Genomic DNA, 15,664 nt, shown 5'->3' with positions numbered 1-15,664 from the left:
TTAATGGAATTAATAATAGCAACTAGAAAAAGTAAGTTAGCACAAGTGCAAACTGAAAAAGTTATGGAACTTTTAAAAGAAAAAGAAAATATAGATAGTAAGAAGCTTTTAGTTATGACAGAAGGAGACAGAAGATTAGATGTCTCATTAAATAAAATTGGTGGAAAAGGGCTATTTGTAAAAGAAATAGAATTAGCTCTTTTAAATAAAGAAGCTCATGGTGCAGTTCATAGCATGAAAGATGTTCCTTTTGAACTTACTAGTGAATTTGAACTTGTTGCAATGCCTGAGAGAGAAGATATAAGAGATGCCTTTGTATCTTTAAATGGTTCAACCTTATCTAATTTAAGAAAGGGTGCTAGAATCGGAACTAGTAGTATAAGACGTGCAGAGCAATTAAAATTATTTAGAAGCGATTTAGAGATTGTTCCAATTAGAGGAAATGTTCAAACCAGAATAAAAAAAATAACTGAAGAAAATTTAGATGGAATAATTTTAGCAGCGGCAGGATTAAAAAGACTTGGTATGGAAGATGTAATAAGTGATTACTTTGATCCAAAGGTATTTTTACCAGCTATAGGACAAGGAGCTTTAGGAATAGAGTGTTTAAAGGATGGAGATTTTAATGACTATTTCAAAGCATTAGATAGCAAAGAGGTTAGGACTACTGTTGAAGCTGAAAGAAGTTTTATGAAGGTTTTAAATGGTGGATGCCATAGTCTTATAGGAGCTTATTCAGAGGTTAAAGGTAATGACTTATATATGATAGGTACATTCGCGGTTAACAATAAAATAGTTAAAAAAGATATATTAGGAAAGAAAGAAGATAATATATTATTAGGAAAAAAACTTGCAGAGAAAATACTAGGGGAGGCTTAGAAGAAATCATGAATAAAAAAGCATATATAATAGGAGCAGGTCCTGGAGATGAAGAATTATTAACACTTAAGGCGATAAATGCATTAGAAAAATGTACAGCTGTTTTATATGATAGGTTAGTTGGGAATAACATACTTAACTATTTAAATGATGATTGTGAAATTTATTATTGTGGAAAAGAGCCAGGATGTCATTATAAAACACAAGAAGAGATAAATGAAAGCATAGTTGAACTTGCTAAAAAAGGTCATATTGTTGGAAGAGTAAAAGGTGGAGATCCATATGTTTTTGGAAGAGGTGGAGAAGAAGTACTAGCTTTAGTAGAAGAGAATATACCTTTTGAAGTTATTCCAGGAGTGACTTCACCTATTTCTGTTTTAAACTATGGTGGAATACCAATAACACATAGAGGATTAGCTCAAAGCTTTCATATTGTCACAGGTATGTCAGCAAGAACTTTAAATGTAAATTGGGAAGCACTAGCAAAAGAAAATGGAACATTAGTGTTCATGATGGGACTTTCAAATTTAGAAACAATAGTAGAGAAGCTTTTAGAAAATGATAAAGACATAAAGACTCCTTGTGGAGTAATAATGAGAGGAACAACATCAAAGCAAAGAAAGGTTATTGGAACTTTAGAGAATATATGTTCAAAGGTTAGAGAAGCTAAATTAGAATCTCCTTGCATAATAGTTGTCGGTGAAGTTGTTTCATTAAATGAGAAACTTTCATGGTTTGAAAAGTTACCTTTATTTGGTGCTAATATTTGCATTACAAGATCTAAAGAGCAATCAAAAGAACTTAAATGGAAATTAAAAGAATTAGGTGCTGAGGTAACAGAAATAAACTCTATAGAAATAAAAGAGACATCTGAAAACTTAAAGGACTACTTAAAAGAGTTAGAAAAATATGATCGTATAGTATTTACTTCAGTAAATTCTGTTAATATATTTTTCGATTATATAATAAAAAATGAAATTGATATAAGAAGAATAATAGCTGAGTTTGCTGTATTAGGAAAAGCTACTAAAAAGGCTTTAATAGAAAGAGGAATTATACCAACTATAATTGCAAAATCATTTACAGCAGAAGGATTATTTGAGGCTTTAAAAGATAATATTAAAGAGGGAGAAGAAATATTAATTCCATGTTCTTCTCTAAGTAGAGAATATTTATTTGAGAACTTAACTGATTTAGGTGCTGTATGCCATAGAGTTAATATTTATGATACTGTATGTGGAGGAGTTAAGAATCCTAGAGCTTTTAAAGAGGTAGATATGGTTTTATATACAAGTCCTTCAACAGTTAAAAACATGATAAATCTAATAGGACTTGATGCTCTTAAGGAAAAGGTTAGTATAGCCATAGGACCTATAACATTAAAAGCTTTAAATGAAAGTGGAATTGAAGGAAAAATGTGCAAAACACATTGTGGAGAAGGATTTTTAAGTGAAATTGAGGGTATATGGAACGAGGTTAAAAAATAAATTTATGGTAAAATTAAATTTATAAGTAAATCACAAACAAATTAGGAGGAAAGATTATGATAAAGAGAGGAAGAAGACTTAGAATAAATAAGGAAATGAGAGACCTTGTTAGAGAAAATACTCTAACAGCTAATGATTTCATATTTCCTATATTTGTAGTTGAAGGAAACAACATAAAAGAGGAGATAAGTTCTTTACCAGGAAACTATCATGTATCTTTAGATAGATTAAATGAAATAGTTGATGAAGTTGTAGAATTAAATATAAAAGGTGTTATTATCTTTGGTCTTCCAGAGCATAAGGATGCTTGTGGATCAGAAGCATATTCTGATGAAGGAATTGTTCAAAAAGCTATTAGAAAATTAAGAGAGGACTATGAGAATTTATTAGTAATAACTGATGTTTGTATGTGTGAATACACAAGTCATGGTCATTGTGGAATAATCAATGGAGAAGATGTAGATAATGATAAAACTTTAAGTTTCTTAGATAAAATAGCAGTTTCACATGCAAAAGCTGGTGCTCATATGGTGGCTCCTTCAGATATGATGGATGGAAGAATATTATCTATGAGAAACGCTTTAGATGAAGCTGGATTTGTTAATGTTGGAATAATGAGCTATTCTGCAAAATATTGCTCAGCTTTTTATGGTCCTTTTAGAGAAGCAGCTAATTCAGCACCTCAATTTGGAGATAGAAAAACTTATCAAATGGATCCTGCAAACTCAAGAGAAGCAATAAAAGAAGTAGAACAGGATATAGAAGAGGGCGCAGATATAGTTATGGTTAAACCTGCCTTATCATATTTAGATATTGTTAAGGAAGTTAGAAGTAAAGTAGATGTGCCAGTTTGTGTTTATAATGTAAGTGGTGAGTTTGCTATGGTTAAAGCAGCAGCTAAGCTTGGACTTATAAATGAAAAACAAGTTGCCTTAGAAATGCTTCTATCAATGAAGAGAGCAGGAGCAGACATGATAATAACTTATTATGCTATAGAAGCTGCTAGATGGTTACAAGAAAAATAGTTTTAAACTATAATATAATGAAATCAAGGATTTGATTAACAATCTTATGGTTAGGAGAATGAATATGGACAGAAATAAAGAAATATTTGAAGAATCAAAAAAATATATGCCAGGTGGAGTTAATAGTCCTGTAAGATCTTTCGGAAGTGTAGGAATAAATCCTCCAATAATAAAAAGTGGTAAAGGAGCTATGATAAAGGACGAGAATGGAAATGAATATATTGACTTTGTCTTAGCTTGGGGACCAATGATATTAGGCCATTGTGATGAAGATGTAGTGGAAGCAATAAAGAAAACTTCAGAGGAAAGTATAGCTTTTGGTGCTTCAACAAAATTAGAGTTAGATTTAGCTAAGCTTCTATGTGAAACATTAGATAATGTTGATATGATAAGAATGGTAAACTCAGGTACAGAAGCTACTATGAGTGCTGTAAAGTTAGCTAGAGGATATACAAAGAAAGACAAAATAATTAAATTTGCAGGATGCTATCATGGACACTTTGATGGATTTTTAATAGAAGCCGGTTCTGGAGTATTAACAGAAGGAATTCCAGGCTGTTTAGGTGTTCCAGAAGAAAGTATAAAAAATACTTTAATAGGAATATACAATAATGAAAAGCAAGTTGAAGATTTATTTGAAAAGTACGGAAATGATATTGCGGGAGTAATAATAGAGCCAGTTGCAGGAAATATGGGAGTTGTTAAGTGTAATCCTAAGTTTATGAGAAAACTTAGAGAGTTATGTGATAAATATGGATCACTTCTTATATTTGATGAGGTTATGTGCGGATTTAGAGTAGCTTATAAAGGAGCACAAACTTTATTTGATGTTAAGCCAGATTTAGTTACTTATGCTAAAATAATGGGGGGTGGACTACCTTGTGGTGCATATGGTGGAAGAAGAGAGATAATGGAAAACTTATCACCATTAGGAGGAGTTTATCAAGCTGGAACAATGTCAGGAAATCCAATAGTAATGAGTGCAGGGCTTGCTACTGTTAATAAGCTTCATGATAATCCATCCTATTATGAACATATTGAAAAAATAGGAGAAAAGCTTGAAAAAGGTGTTCTTGAGATAGCAAAGAAAAAAGGTATAGGTCTTGTTGTTAATAGACAAGGTGGAATGATGACTTTATTCTTTACTGATTTAAAAGAAGTTACTTCTTATGATGATGTAAAAACTTGTGATGGAGAAAGATTTAAGAGATATTTCTTACATATGTTAGAAAATGGATTTAACATACCACCATCACAATTTGAAGCTATGTTTTTAAGTGTAAAGCATACAGAAGAACATATAGATAAATTCTTAGAAGCTTTTGAAAGTTTTGAAGGATAATAATTTTTAGCTTTGTTTTAAATGAATGTTGATTTTTAGATATAGTAAGAACTAACTTAGTTTCATAAAGAGTTTATATTGCTAATTAAGATAGTTGGACACCTATATCTATAAATCAACACTAGTTTAAAACAGAGCTTAATTTTTAAATAAAGAAAAATTAATTTTAGAAAATGAATAATAAATAAAGGGTATATGAAATTTAATTAATGTGAGGATTTTTTATGAGAGAAAAAATGAAATTGAAAAAAGTTAAAGAATGTGATGTTTTTGTAATGGGAGCTGGGATTGCAGGAATTATGGCTGCAATTCAAGCATCCAATAATGGACAAAGAGTAATAATTGCAAGTAGTGCAAATATATTTTCAGGTTCAAGTTTTTATCCTGGCACATGGGGATTAGGATTAATAGGACCAGAAAATGAAATTGATGAAGAAGATTTAGCTAATACAATTAAAGAAGTTGGCTGTAATGTTATAGATAGAGAATTAGTAGAGATTTTTGTGAAAAATATCAATCCAAGTATAGAGTCATTAAAAGAAATGAATGTTAAACTTAAACAAGCTAATAATGCAGGAGAAAAGGAATTTATTCCGTGCTTTGATCATAAAAATAGAAATTGGAATGGAATTTTATTTGAAAGTGCAAAGAAAATTTTAAATGAGAAATTAGAAAGCAATAAAGTTGAAAAATATCCTTTTTCAGAGGTAATTGATATAGTAATAGAAAATAATAATGTTTCTGGTGTAATCGTTATTAGTAAGTTGAATAAACTTGAGTTTATAAAATGTAAAGCACTTGTAATTGCCTCAGGAGGAATAGGTGGATTATTTAAATATAGATTAAATACTAGTGATATAACAGGCATGGGACAGTCCTTAGCATTAAAAGCGGGGTGTAAATTGGTTAATATAGAATTTATGCAAATGATGCCAGGATATATAAAACCATGTCCGAAGACTATATTTAATGAAAAGACATTTAAATATATAGAGGCTAGAAATGAAATAGGTGAAAGTATATTTAAAAATTTAGAAGAAAAGCTTCAGGAAAGATCAACTTATGGACCTTTTACTTCAAGATTAACCTCTAAAGATATTGATTATGCTATATTTAAGGAGTTTATGAAAAATAAAAATGGAGTCGCTGTTAGATATAAAGATAGTTTGAAAGATAATATGCCAGAATTTATTGAAGTCTATTTCAAGTGGTTAAAAGAAAATAAGAGTCTTACTATAGAGGATCAAATAAATATTGGAATATTCTTTCATGCAGCAAACGGTGGAATTAGCATAAGCAAAAAAGCAGAAACAAAGATAAATGGATTATTTGCAGCAGGAGAGTGCACTGGAGGTATGCATGGTGCAGATAGAATAGGTGGATTATCTACAGCGAATGGTCTTGTTTTTGGAAAGATAGCTGGAGAAAGTGCCAGTAGGTATGCTGAAAATAAAAACTTAAGTGATAAAGATGAAGTAGAATTTGAACTATATGAGATAGATAGGGCAGAAGAACTTATTTCAGAAGTTCAAGAAATAATGTTTAAAAATGCAATGATAGAAAAAAATGAAATAGGTGTAAAAAATGCAATTTCAAAATTAAATAAAATGTCTAAGGAATTTATATATAAGAAAGATATTAATATTGAAAGTGTAAGGAATTCATATAGGTTAGAAAATAATATATTATTGTGTAAAGCTATACTAAAAGCAATTGATCTTAGAAAAGAAAGTAGGGGATCTCATTATAGAAGTGATTATCCAAATATAAATGAAAATATGGATAAAATGATAATGGTCGAATTAAAGGATGACATTGAAGTGTATTTTAAAGAAGAATAATGAATTTTTTTATTTAATTTAAGATAATTTAAAAGTTTAGAATTAAAGAGAAATAAAAATACAGCATATATTTTTATATATGCTGTATTTTTTTATTACATTAAAGGAGAAACCAATCTTATTACGGATTCACCAACTTTTGATACAATAGAACGTTTTTCAAATTTTTCAAGAGTAACTCTCTCACAGAATTCTAAATCTTTAAAGAATTGATCTTCCATAGCTTTTGAAAGTTCTTCGTTGTATATAAATATATTACTTTCAAAGTTTAAAGAAAAGCTTCTAATATCCATATTAGCAGTTCCTATACTGCATATAGAGGAGTCCGCTACTATCGTTTTAGCATGTAAAAAACCCTTTTGGTATAGATAAATTTTTGCACCTGATTTTAATAAAGATTCAAAATATGAATTAGCTATCCATCCCATAAATTTATGGTCAGGGTTTCCAGGAAGCATTATTTTAACATCAACTCCGGATAATGCTGAAAGCCTTAAGGCCTCAAGCATAGGTTCATCTAGTACAAAATATGGAGTTTGTATAAATAAATTTTTCTTTGCTGAATTTATAATTTTAAAATAACCATTTTTAATCTGTTGTTCAACATGGTCAGGACCTGAGGAAACTATTTGAGCTCCAATAATTTTATCTGGTACATCTAAAGAATTAGGATGTATGAAGTACTTTTTAAGGGCTATATTTAAATCTGAATCGTTAGCATAACTCCAGTCAAGAAGGAATCTCCCTTCTAAATCATTTATTACAAGTCCCTTTATTTTAGTATGAGTATCACGCCAATAACCTATTTTTTTATCTCTTCCAAGGTATTCATCACCAATATTAAATCCACCTAGAAAAGCTACTTTTCTATCTATAACAAGTATTTTTCTATGGTTTCTATAGTTTATTCTTAGGTTTATATATTTGCAAAAGCCAGGAAAGAATACTTTAAACTCACCACCAGCAGCCTTAAAGTCATCTATATATTTTTTTTCTATAGAGTTACCTATGGAGTCTACTAGTAGTTTTACCTCAACCCCCTCTTTAGCTTTTTCTGTTAAGGCTTTTAATACTTTTTTACCAATTTCATCGCTTTTAAAAATATAAAATTCCATATGAATAAACTCTTTTGCTTGTTTTACTTCCTTTATCATCTCTTCAAAAAGTCTGTGAGCATCAAAATATAAGTCTATATCATTACGTTGAGTATAAGTTGAGTTATCATTATTAAAGTTCATCATTATTAGATCTTTATATTTCAAAGAAATATCATCTAATTTGAAATGCTTTTTAAACTCATTTAAGTATTTTTGCTTTGTTTTATCATCTGTGATTTTTTTATTAAAGTTTTTTTCACGTGTTATATTTTGACCAAAAAGAATATAAATAATAAATCCTATTATAGGTAAAAATGTTAGAATTAAAATCCAAGCCCAAGTAGTTGCGGGATTTTTCCTTTCAAGAAATATAATTGATAATATGAATACAATATTTATTAAAAATATTGCGCTTAAAAAAAAGTGCATAAAAATTCCTCCTTTGTATATGAAAAAATATCAGTCCAATAATTAAATTTATGTGGACTGATATTTTAATTATTGATTATCTAATATAAATTTGTTCTAAAAGTTCACATGTGTTAATTGGAGAATTAATGTTATTTGAAGCTAGTAATTTAATTCCTTTATAGCTTATTCTAAGTTTACACTTACTATTTTTTAATTCATTAACAAATTCAATAATTGAATTTATATTTATATCAGCATTAAAAATACTTAATACGTTAAGGTAAAGATATTCTGTATATAAGTATTTATGATCTGAATAATCCTCATAAGACTTAATATTTTCACATAAGAATTTAACATGCTCATCAAGAGCATTAAATATTTCTGAAAGCTTATCTCTATATATGAATTTTAAAGAATCAATTTCTAAAAATGCCTTGCTTAAAGCACTTAAAATATCTTCCTTTATCATAGAAACTTCATCAGATGAGAAGGTTAAATATAGATTCAAATAAGAATCTCTTTTAGAAAAAATAGTTTCTAAATAGCTTATAAATGAATAGAAGTCTTCTCTATTATTACCAGGTTCTATTTCAAATAATATTTTAAAAAATAGATTCCAGTGAAAATCATAGTTCATTGCATGAGCCAATTTATTTCCTACAGAAATAGAAAAATCTGAATCAAAATCTAAAGGTTCTTTTCCAATAGATAATTCGTTTTTAAAAGAAATAGAATTTTTAAATACCTCATTTAATCTTACAGAAGTATCTATAAAAGCGGTGTAGTACTCTTGAGAGGTATTACAATTATTTTTTGTAAATATGTAATCAATTATTATATCGCATGCATTTCTAAAGTCAACTGATATTCCTAATTCATTTTTTACTTTAGAAGAATAGATATCATAAATCATTTTAGATAAAAGAAGTTCTATACCTTCTTTTTTAATTCCCATACCAGGAGCATTATCCATGTTGGAATTAACATGATTAAATATTGTAAGGAGTTGATTATCTATTAGGCATAAGTTGTTTTTAATAGAATGAAGTATATTTTTATAAAACTTATCACCTAAAATCATATTATAATTTTTATAGATGATTTTATGTTCTATTTCTCCCCAAAAATTATTTACCATTGATTTTATTTGAAGTTCAAAGTTAAATTTTTCTCCTTCATTAATAATAAAACCATCTATTCTATATAATTCAAAACCATTCTTTTGTTTTAAAGGCTGATGCTCATTTAAATCTAAAAATATATTAGGACTTTGAGATGAATAAGAGAAACCATCTTCATTAATACAGTTAAAAACTGTTCTTATGAATTTAAAAATATGCTCCTCATCTTCTATAAATCTACATTCTATCCTTACTCCTATTAAATCAGATAAATTTTCAAATAAATCTTTAGAAGATTCATATTTTAGATAATAATTATGTCTTATTATCTTTTCTCTTAAGCTTGAAGCTGATTTTACTCTAGTTGATATATTAAAAAAACCTTCACAAGAATTTTCTAGTAAGGAATAGAAAAAATCATCTAATAGATTTGCACTATATGCAAGTTCCTTTTTTATATCCTTAAGTAATTCCAAAGTACTTTTAGTAAATTCAAAAACTTTTAATTCCAAATTTAAAACACCATCCTTATTAGTTAAAGTTGTTAAAGTCAGTATAGTTTAATAATATCAACATATATTAAGGATAACAATATAGGAATTTAAAATAATATATTTATAATTTTGCTATTTTTTTGAAATAAAAATATATTTTCTTATTTAAATAGGGGATTAGTTTAAAAATTATTAATATAAATTATTATTAAGTAATAGTTTATAAAGAAAAGAGCTTATTAATTAAGATAATAGGAAAAAAATTAAAAGTTAAAAATAGACTTTGACTTTCTTTGACTATTATAGTATTATTATTACATAAGATACAAACAAGAGAATATTGAGGTGATAAAATGAATGCAGATAAAATGACATTAAGAGTACAACAAAGCTTAAATGATGCTTATGAAATTGCAGTTAAATATAATAATCAACAACTAGATGTAATTCACTTATTTTCAGCATTAGTGAATCAAAAAGATGGTCTAATTCCTAATATATTTGAAAAAATGGGTGTTAATATTGAGTCATTAAAAAGAGACATTCATGTTCAAATAGATAGAATGCCTAAGGTTTTAGGTGAAGCAGCTCAATCATCAGGAGTGACTGCAACAAGAAGAATAAATGAAGTATTAATAAAAGCAGAAGAAATCTCAAAACAATTTGAGGATTCATATATAAGTGTTGAGCATGTAATGCTTGCAATAATGGATATAGATAAAAATGGAGCTGTAGGAGAAATCTTAAGAAAATATAATATAACTAAAGATGGATTCCTAAAAGTTTTAAATGAAGTTAGAGGAAGTCAAAGAGTTGACTCACAAGATCCAGAAGGAACTTATGAAGCATTAGATAAATACGGAACTAATTTAATAGAACTTGCAAAACAACATAAATTAGATCCTGTTATAGGAAGAGATGAAGAAATAAGAAGAGCCGTTAGAATTCTTTCAAGAAAAACTAAAAATAATCCAATACTAATAGGGGAACCTGGAGTAGGTAAAACTGCTATAGTTGAAGGACTAGCTGAGAGAATTGTAAGAGGAGATGTACCAGAAGGATTAAAAGAAAAAGTTATCATTTCATTAGATATGGGAGCTTTAATAGCTGGTGCAAAATACAGAGGAGAATTTGAAGAAAGATTAAAAGCTGTATTAAAAGAAGTTCAAAGTTCAGAAGGGAAAATTCTTTTATTCATAGATGAAATTCACACAATTGTAGGTGCTGGTAAAACAGATGGTGCAATGGATGCAGGAAACTTAATTAAACCAATGCTTGCAAGAGGAGAACTACATTGTATAGGAGCTACAACCTTTGATGAATATAGACAATATATTGAAAAAGATAAAGCTTTAGAAAGAAGATTCCAACCAATTATAGTTGAAGAACCAACAGTTGAAGAAACTATATCAATTTTAAGAGGATTAAAAGAAAGATTTGAAATTCACCATGGAATTAGAATCCATGACTCAGCAATAGTAGCTGCGGCAAAACTTTCTCATAGATATATTCAAGATAGATATTTACCAGATAAAGCTATAGATTTAATAGACGAAGCTGGTGCTATGGTAAGAAGTGAGATAGACTCTCTTCCAACTGAGTTAGATATTTTAAGAAGAAAGATTTTAATGCTTGAAACTGAAAAAGAAGCCTTATCAAAAGAAAGCGATGAAGCATCTAAAGATAGATTAGTTGCATTAGAAAAAGAACTTGCTGATCTTCAAAATAAAAATGATGAAATGACAATTAAATATGAAAAAGAAAAAGCTCATATTTCAGCAATTAGAGATTTAAAAGCTAACTTAGATGAAGCAAGAGGATTAGTTGAAAAATATGAAAGAGAATATGATTTAAATAAAGTTGCAGAACTTAAATATGGTAGAATTCCAGAGCTTGAACGTCAAATAAAAGAACAAGAAGTTCACATGGAAAAAGATAATGATAATGCATTATTAAAAGAAGAAGTTACTGAAAATGAAATTTCAGAAATAATTTCAAAATGGACTGGAATTCCTGTTACAAAATTAGTTGAAAGTCAAAGAGAAAAACTTTTAAGATTAGAAGAAGATTTAAGAAAAAGAGTAATTGGTCAAGATGAAGCTACAACTGCTGTTGCTAATGCAGTAATAAGAGCTAGAGCAGGTCTTAAAGATGAAAGAAAACCAATAGGATCATTTATATTCTTAGGACCTACTGGTGTTGGTAAAACAGAACTTGCAAAAACTTTAGCAAGAGACTTATTTGATAGTGAAGATAATATTATTAGAATAGATATGTCTGAATACATGGAAAAACATGCTGTATCTAGATTAATAGGCCCTCCTCCAGGATATGTTGGATATGAAGAAGGTGGTCAATTAACAGAGGCTGTTAGAAGAAACCCATATTCAGTAATATTATTTGATGAAATAGAAAAAGCTCATGATGACGTATTTAACCTATTCCTTCAAATATTAGATGACGGTAGATTAACAGATAACAAAGGTAAAACTGTTGACTTTAAGAATACTATAATAATTATGACTTCTAATATAGGAAGTAGCTACTTATTAGAAAATAAATCTACTGAAGGTATAGAAGAAGATATTAGAGAAAATGTTATGAATGAAATGAAATTAAGATTCAAACCAGAGTTCTTAAACAGAGTAGATGAAATCATAATGTTTAGACCTTTAAGTAGTGAAGGTATTAAGAAAATTATAGATATCTTCTTAAAAGGTGTTGAAAATAGATTAAAAGAAAGAAATATAACTCTTGAAGTTACTAATACAGCTAAAGATATATTAGCTGAAGAAGGATATGATCCAGTATATGGAGCTAGACCATTAAAGAGATATATAAGTAATGTATTAGAAACTAAAATTGCTAAGAAGATAATTTCTGGAGAAATTTATGATGGATCTATTGCTTTAGTAGATGGAGAAGATGGAAAAATTATAGTTTCTAGAAAATAGAATATTAATTAAAAGAAATTATAGGTTTAGACCTATGGTTTCTTTTTTTTTGTTTGTTTAAATTTTGAATAAACTTTAAATAAATTAATAACAAAATTAAAATGATAATAAAAATATAGATAATTTTAAAAATATTCATAAAAAACTGTAGAAAATTGATAAATTTATGGTTATAATAATTTTAAAATAACGAAATAAAAATTTTAATGGTATTAAGATGATAAATTGAAAAGGGGAGATAATATTGGAACTAATAGGAATATTAATCGTAATAATAGGATTTGCACTAAAATTTGATACTATAGCTGTTGTGTTAGTTGCTGGTTTAGCTACTGGATTAGTAGCAGACATGAGTGTATATGAAATATTAGAAAAATTAGGTTCAACTTTTGTAAGTCAAAGACATATGACTTTATTTATTTTGACCTTACCTGTAATCGGTATGTGTGAGAGATTTGGTTTAAAAGAAAGAGCTATAACTTTAATAAAAAATATGAAAAATATGTCAACTGGAAAACTTTTAAGTTGTTATTTATTCATAAGAGAAGTTGGAACAGCGGTTTCTTTAAGATTAAGTGGACAAGCACAGTTTATAAGACCTCTTATAAATCCAATGGCTCAAGGAGCAGCTGTAAGCAAATATGGAAAGCTAGACGATAAGAGCGAAGACTTAATAAAGGGAACAGCAGCGGCTATGGATAACTATGGAAACTTCTTTGGCCAAAACGTATTCTTAGCAAGTTCAGGAGTTCTTTTAATAGCTGGAACATTACAGGAATTAGGATATGGAGTTAGTACTTTAGAAATAGCAAAGGCTTCAGTGCCAATAGCTATAATAGCTTTAATACTAGGAGTATTACAAAATAGGTTATTGGATAAAAAGTTAAGTAAAAACTTATCAAAGAACAAAGAAGAAGTAAAGTAGAGGTGAAAGCTAATGAATATGGAAGTGATTTCTAATGTATTACTTGAAATCTTTTATATAATTGTAGGTCTTTTAATGTTAAATACGGCAATTGATACATTAAGAGATAAAGAACATAAAACTAGAATAGGAACGGCAGTCTTTTGGACAATACTATCAATTATTTTTATAGCTGGAGGAGCCATTCCACCTGTAGTAATAGGAGCTTTACTTTTAGTTATAGGTGTATTAACTGCAAGTAAACAAGTTAATATAGGAAACTTAAAGCTGCCTAATGTAGATTTTGCAGAACTGCAGGCTAAAAAATTAAAAAATAAGATTTTTTTACCTTCGATTGTAATAGCAATAGGTTCTTTAGTGATTGCACAATTTACAAGTTTATCAGGAACAGTCGCTATAGGTATAGCTTCCGTGGCAGCTGTAATAACAACATTTGTAGTATTAAAAGCTAAGCCTAAGCATTTAGTAGAAGATAGTAATAGAATGGTTCAGTCAGTTGGATCTACAAGTATATTACCTCAACTTTTAGCAGCCTTAGGAACAGTATTTACTGCGGCAGGAGTTGGAGATGTTATATCATCAGGAATATCTAATTTTATTCCTGAAGGACACATACTAGCTGGTGTAACAGCTTACTGTGTAGGAATGGCTGTATTTACTATGATAATGGGAAATGCCTTCGCAGCCTTCTCAGTTATAACTGTGGGAATAGGATTACCATTTGTATTTGCTCAAGGTGCTAATGTTGCTATAGCAGGGGCTTTAGCCTTAACAGCAGGTTACTGTGGAACATTATTAACACCAATGGCGGCGAATTTCAATGTAATGCCAGCGGCTTTATTAGAGACAAAAGACAAGAATGTGGTTATGAAATGTCAAAGTTTATTTGCTATAATTTTGTTAGTGATACATATAGCATTAATGTATTTCTTAGCATTTTAATTAACTATGTATTGAGAAGAAGGAGTGTATGAGAATGAAAGTATTAATTACAGGATTTGATCCTTTTGGAGGAGAAAGTATAAATCCAGCTTTAGAGGCTGTTAAGATGATACCAGAAAATATAGAAGGAGCTGAGGTTATTAAATTAGAAATACCTACAGTTTTTAGAAAATCTCTCGAAAAAATTGAAGAAAAGATAAACGAGATTAATCCAGATGTAGTTATATCAATAGGACAAGCAGGAGGAAGATTTGGCATAACTCCAGAAAGAGTAGCTATAAATATGGATGATGCTAGAATAAAAGATAATGAGGGAAATCAGCCAATAGATATTCCTATATATGAAGATGGAGAAAGTGCATACTTTAGTAATTTACCTATAAAGGCAATGGTTAAAGAGATGGTGGATAATGGTATACCAGCATCAGTTTCTAACACAGCAGGAACTTTTGTTTGTAACCATGTAATGTACGGCGTTTTATATTTGGTTAATAAGAAATATAAAAATATAAGAGCAGGATTTATACATGTACCATATATACCAGCTCAAGTTGTAAGTAAACCAAATACTCCATCTATGTCAATTGATGATATAGCAAAAGGATTAGAGCTTAGTATAAAAGCTATTGTTTTAAATGATAATGATATTAAAACTATAGGAGGCGCTGTTTGCTAATGTTAGAACCTAGGATAAAAAGAAAAATCTTTGTTTATGGAAGCTTAAGAACAGGATTTTTTAACTATGATAAATACTTAAAAGGAAAAGTTATAAAGAGTGAATTAGGAAGAGTAAGAGGAACTTTATATCATATGCCTAAAAAAGGATATCCTGCTTTATTAGAAGGGGATGGCTTTGTATATGGAGAAGTAATGACTATTCATGATTATGAAGATGTTATAAATTCTATGGATCTTATGGAAGGCTACTTTGGAATTGATAATAATAATAATGAATATAATAGAGTTGAAATGGATGTTGAAATTGTAGGGAAAAAATCACCAGAGAAATGTTATGTTTATTATTATGCAATGAATGATAAAGAAGAGTTTGAAAGTAATAGCATTTTAATAGAGGATGGAAACTGGAGAAACTTTATGCTTAAAAAGGTTTCTTAAAGAAAAGAGTAGAAGGTAAGAAAGTTC

Annotated in this window: 12 protein-coding genes; 10 read left to right on the top strand and 2 right to left on the bottom strand. The window is 28.7% G+C overall.

The annotated features are described in order from the left end of the window. The first annotated feature begins 3 nt into the window (after nucleotides 1–3). The 5 genes from hemC to OIF33_RS01305 all read left to right on the top strand — a co-directional run bounded on the left by hemC (nucleotide 4) and on the right by OIF33_RS01305 (nucleotide 6,574). The gene (gene hemC, locus OIF33_RS01325; RefSeq protein ID WP_322502423.1) at nucleotides 4–879 is read left to right on the top strand and encodes a hydroxymethylbilane synthase; all 876 of its coding nucleotides are present in this window, start codon (nucleotides 4–6) and stop codon (nucleotides 877–879) included. Between the two features lie 8 nt (nucleotides 880–887). Beyond that, entirely contained in the window at nucleotides 888–2,366 is a 1,479-nt protein-coding gene (cobA, locus tag OIF33_RS01320) for a uroporphyrinogen-III C-methyltransferase (RefSeq protein ID WP_322502422.1), read from the top strand. A 56-nt stretch (nucleotides 2,367–2,422) separates the two neighbouring features. After that, nucleotides 2,423–3,391 carry a porphobilinogen synthase gene (hemB, locus tag OIF33_RS01315; RefSeq protein ID WP_322502421.1) on the top strand — a complete coding sequence of 323 codons (969 nt, stop codon included), beginning with the start codon at nucleotides 2,423–2,425 and terminating at the stop codon, nucleotides 3,389–3,391. Between the two features lie 64 nt (nucleotides 3,392–3,455). Further along, nucleotides 3,456–4,733, top strand: a complete 1,278-nt coding sequence (gene hemL / locus OIF33_RS01310; RefSeq protein ID WP_416173343.1) for a glutamate-1-semialdehyde 2,1-aminomutase — start codon at nucleotides 3,456–3,458, stop codon at nucleotides 4,731–4,733. A 224-nt stretch (nucleotides 4,734–4,957) separates the two neighbouring features. Beyond that, nucleotides 4,958–6,574, top strand: a complete 1,617-nt coding sequence (locus OIF33_RS01305) for an FAD-binding protein (protein ID WP_322502419.1) — start codon at nucleotides 4,958–4,960, stop codon at nucleotides 6,572–6,574. A gap of 95 nt (nucleotides 6,575–6,669) precedes the next feature. On the opposite strand, the gene cls is transcribed toward OIF33_RS01305, so the two are convergent. Further along, a complete protein-coding gene (cls, locus tag OIF33_RS01300; protein ID WP_322502418.1) occupies nucleotides 6,670–8,100 on the bottom strand; it encodes a cardiolipin synthase in 1,431 nt (476 codons plus the stop codon). 76 nt (nucleotides 8,101–8,176) lie between these two features. Beyond that, complete coding sequence (locus tag OIF33_RS01295; RefSeq protein WP_322502417.1) at nucleotides 8,177–9,718, bottom strand: relA/spoT family protein; 1,542 nt, start codon at nucleotides 9,716–9,718, stop codon at nucleotides 8,177–8,179. Nucleotides 9,719–10,053: 335 nt separating this feature from the next. Here OIF33_RS01295 and clpB point away from each other — a divergent pair, with 335 nt between their 5' ends. From clpB to OIF33_RS01270, 5 genes are all read left to right on the top strand, one after another. Next, a complete protein-coding gene (gene clpB / locus OIF33_RS01290) occupies nucleotides 10,054–12,654 on the top strand; it encodes an ATP-dependent chaperone ClpB (protein WP_322502416.1) in 2,601 nt (866 codons plus the stop codon). 244 nt (nucleotides 12,655–12,898) lie between these two features. After that, nucleotides 12,899–13,579 carry a DUF969 domain-containing protein gene (locus OIF33_RS01285; protein WP_322502415.1) on the top strand — a complete coding sequence of 227 codons (681 nt, stop codon included), beginning with the start codon at nucleotides 12,899–12,901 and terminating at the stop codon, nucleotides 13,577–13,579. A 12-nt stretch (nucleotides 13,580–13,591) separates the two neighbouring features. Further along, nucleotides 13,592–14,521 (top strand): DUF979 domain-containing protein, encoded by a 930-nt coding sequence (locus OIF33_RS01280; RefSeq protein WP_322502414.1) that lies wholly within the window; start codon nucleotides 13,592–13,594, stop codon nucleotides 14,519–14,521. 34 nt (nucleotides 14,522–14,555) lie between these two features. Then, nucleotides 14,556–15,197: a pyroglutamyl-peptidase I gene (pcp, locus tag OIF33_RS01275; protein ID WP_322502413.1), complete on the top strand. Its 642-nt coding sequence runs from the start codon at nucleotides 14,556–14,558 to the stop codon at nucleotides 15,195–15,197. Continuing rightward, nucleotides 15,197–15,637 carry a gamma-glutamylcyclotransferase family protein gene (locus OIF33_RS01270; protein ID WP_322503245.1) on the top strand — a complete coding sequence of 147 codons (441 nt, stop codon included), beginning with the start codon at nucleotides 15,197–15,199 and terminating at the stop codon, nucleotides 15,635–15,637. Before pcp ends, OIF33_RS01270 begins: the two co-directional genes overlap by 1 nt. The last annotated feature ends 27 nt before the right edge of the window (nucleotides 15,638–15,664 follow it).

Source organism: Clostridium sp. LIBA-8841 (assembly GCF_034439435.1).
Lineage (GTDB): Bacteria > Bacillota > Clostridia > Clostridiales > Clostridiaceae > Sarcina.
This window is presented reverse-complemented; position numbering and strand designations above follow the sequence as displayed.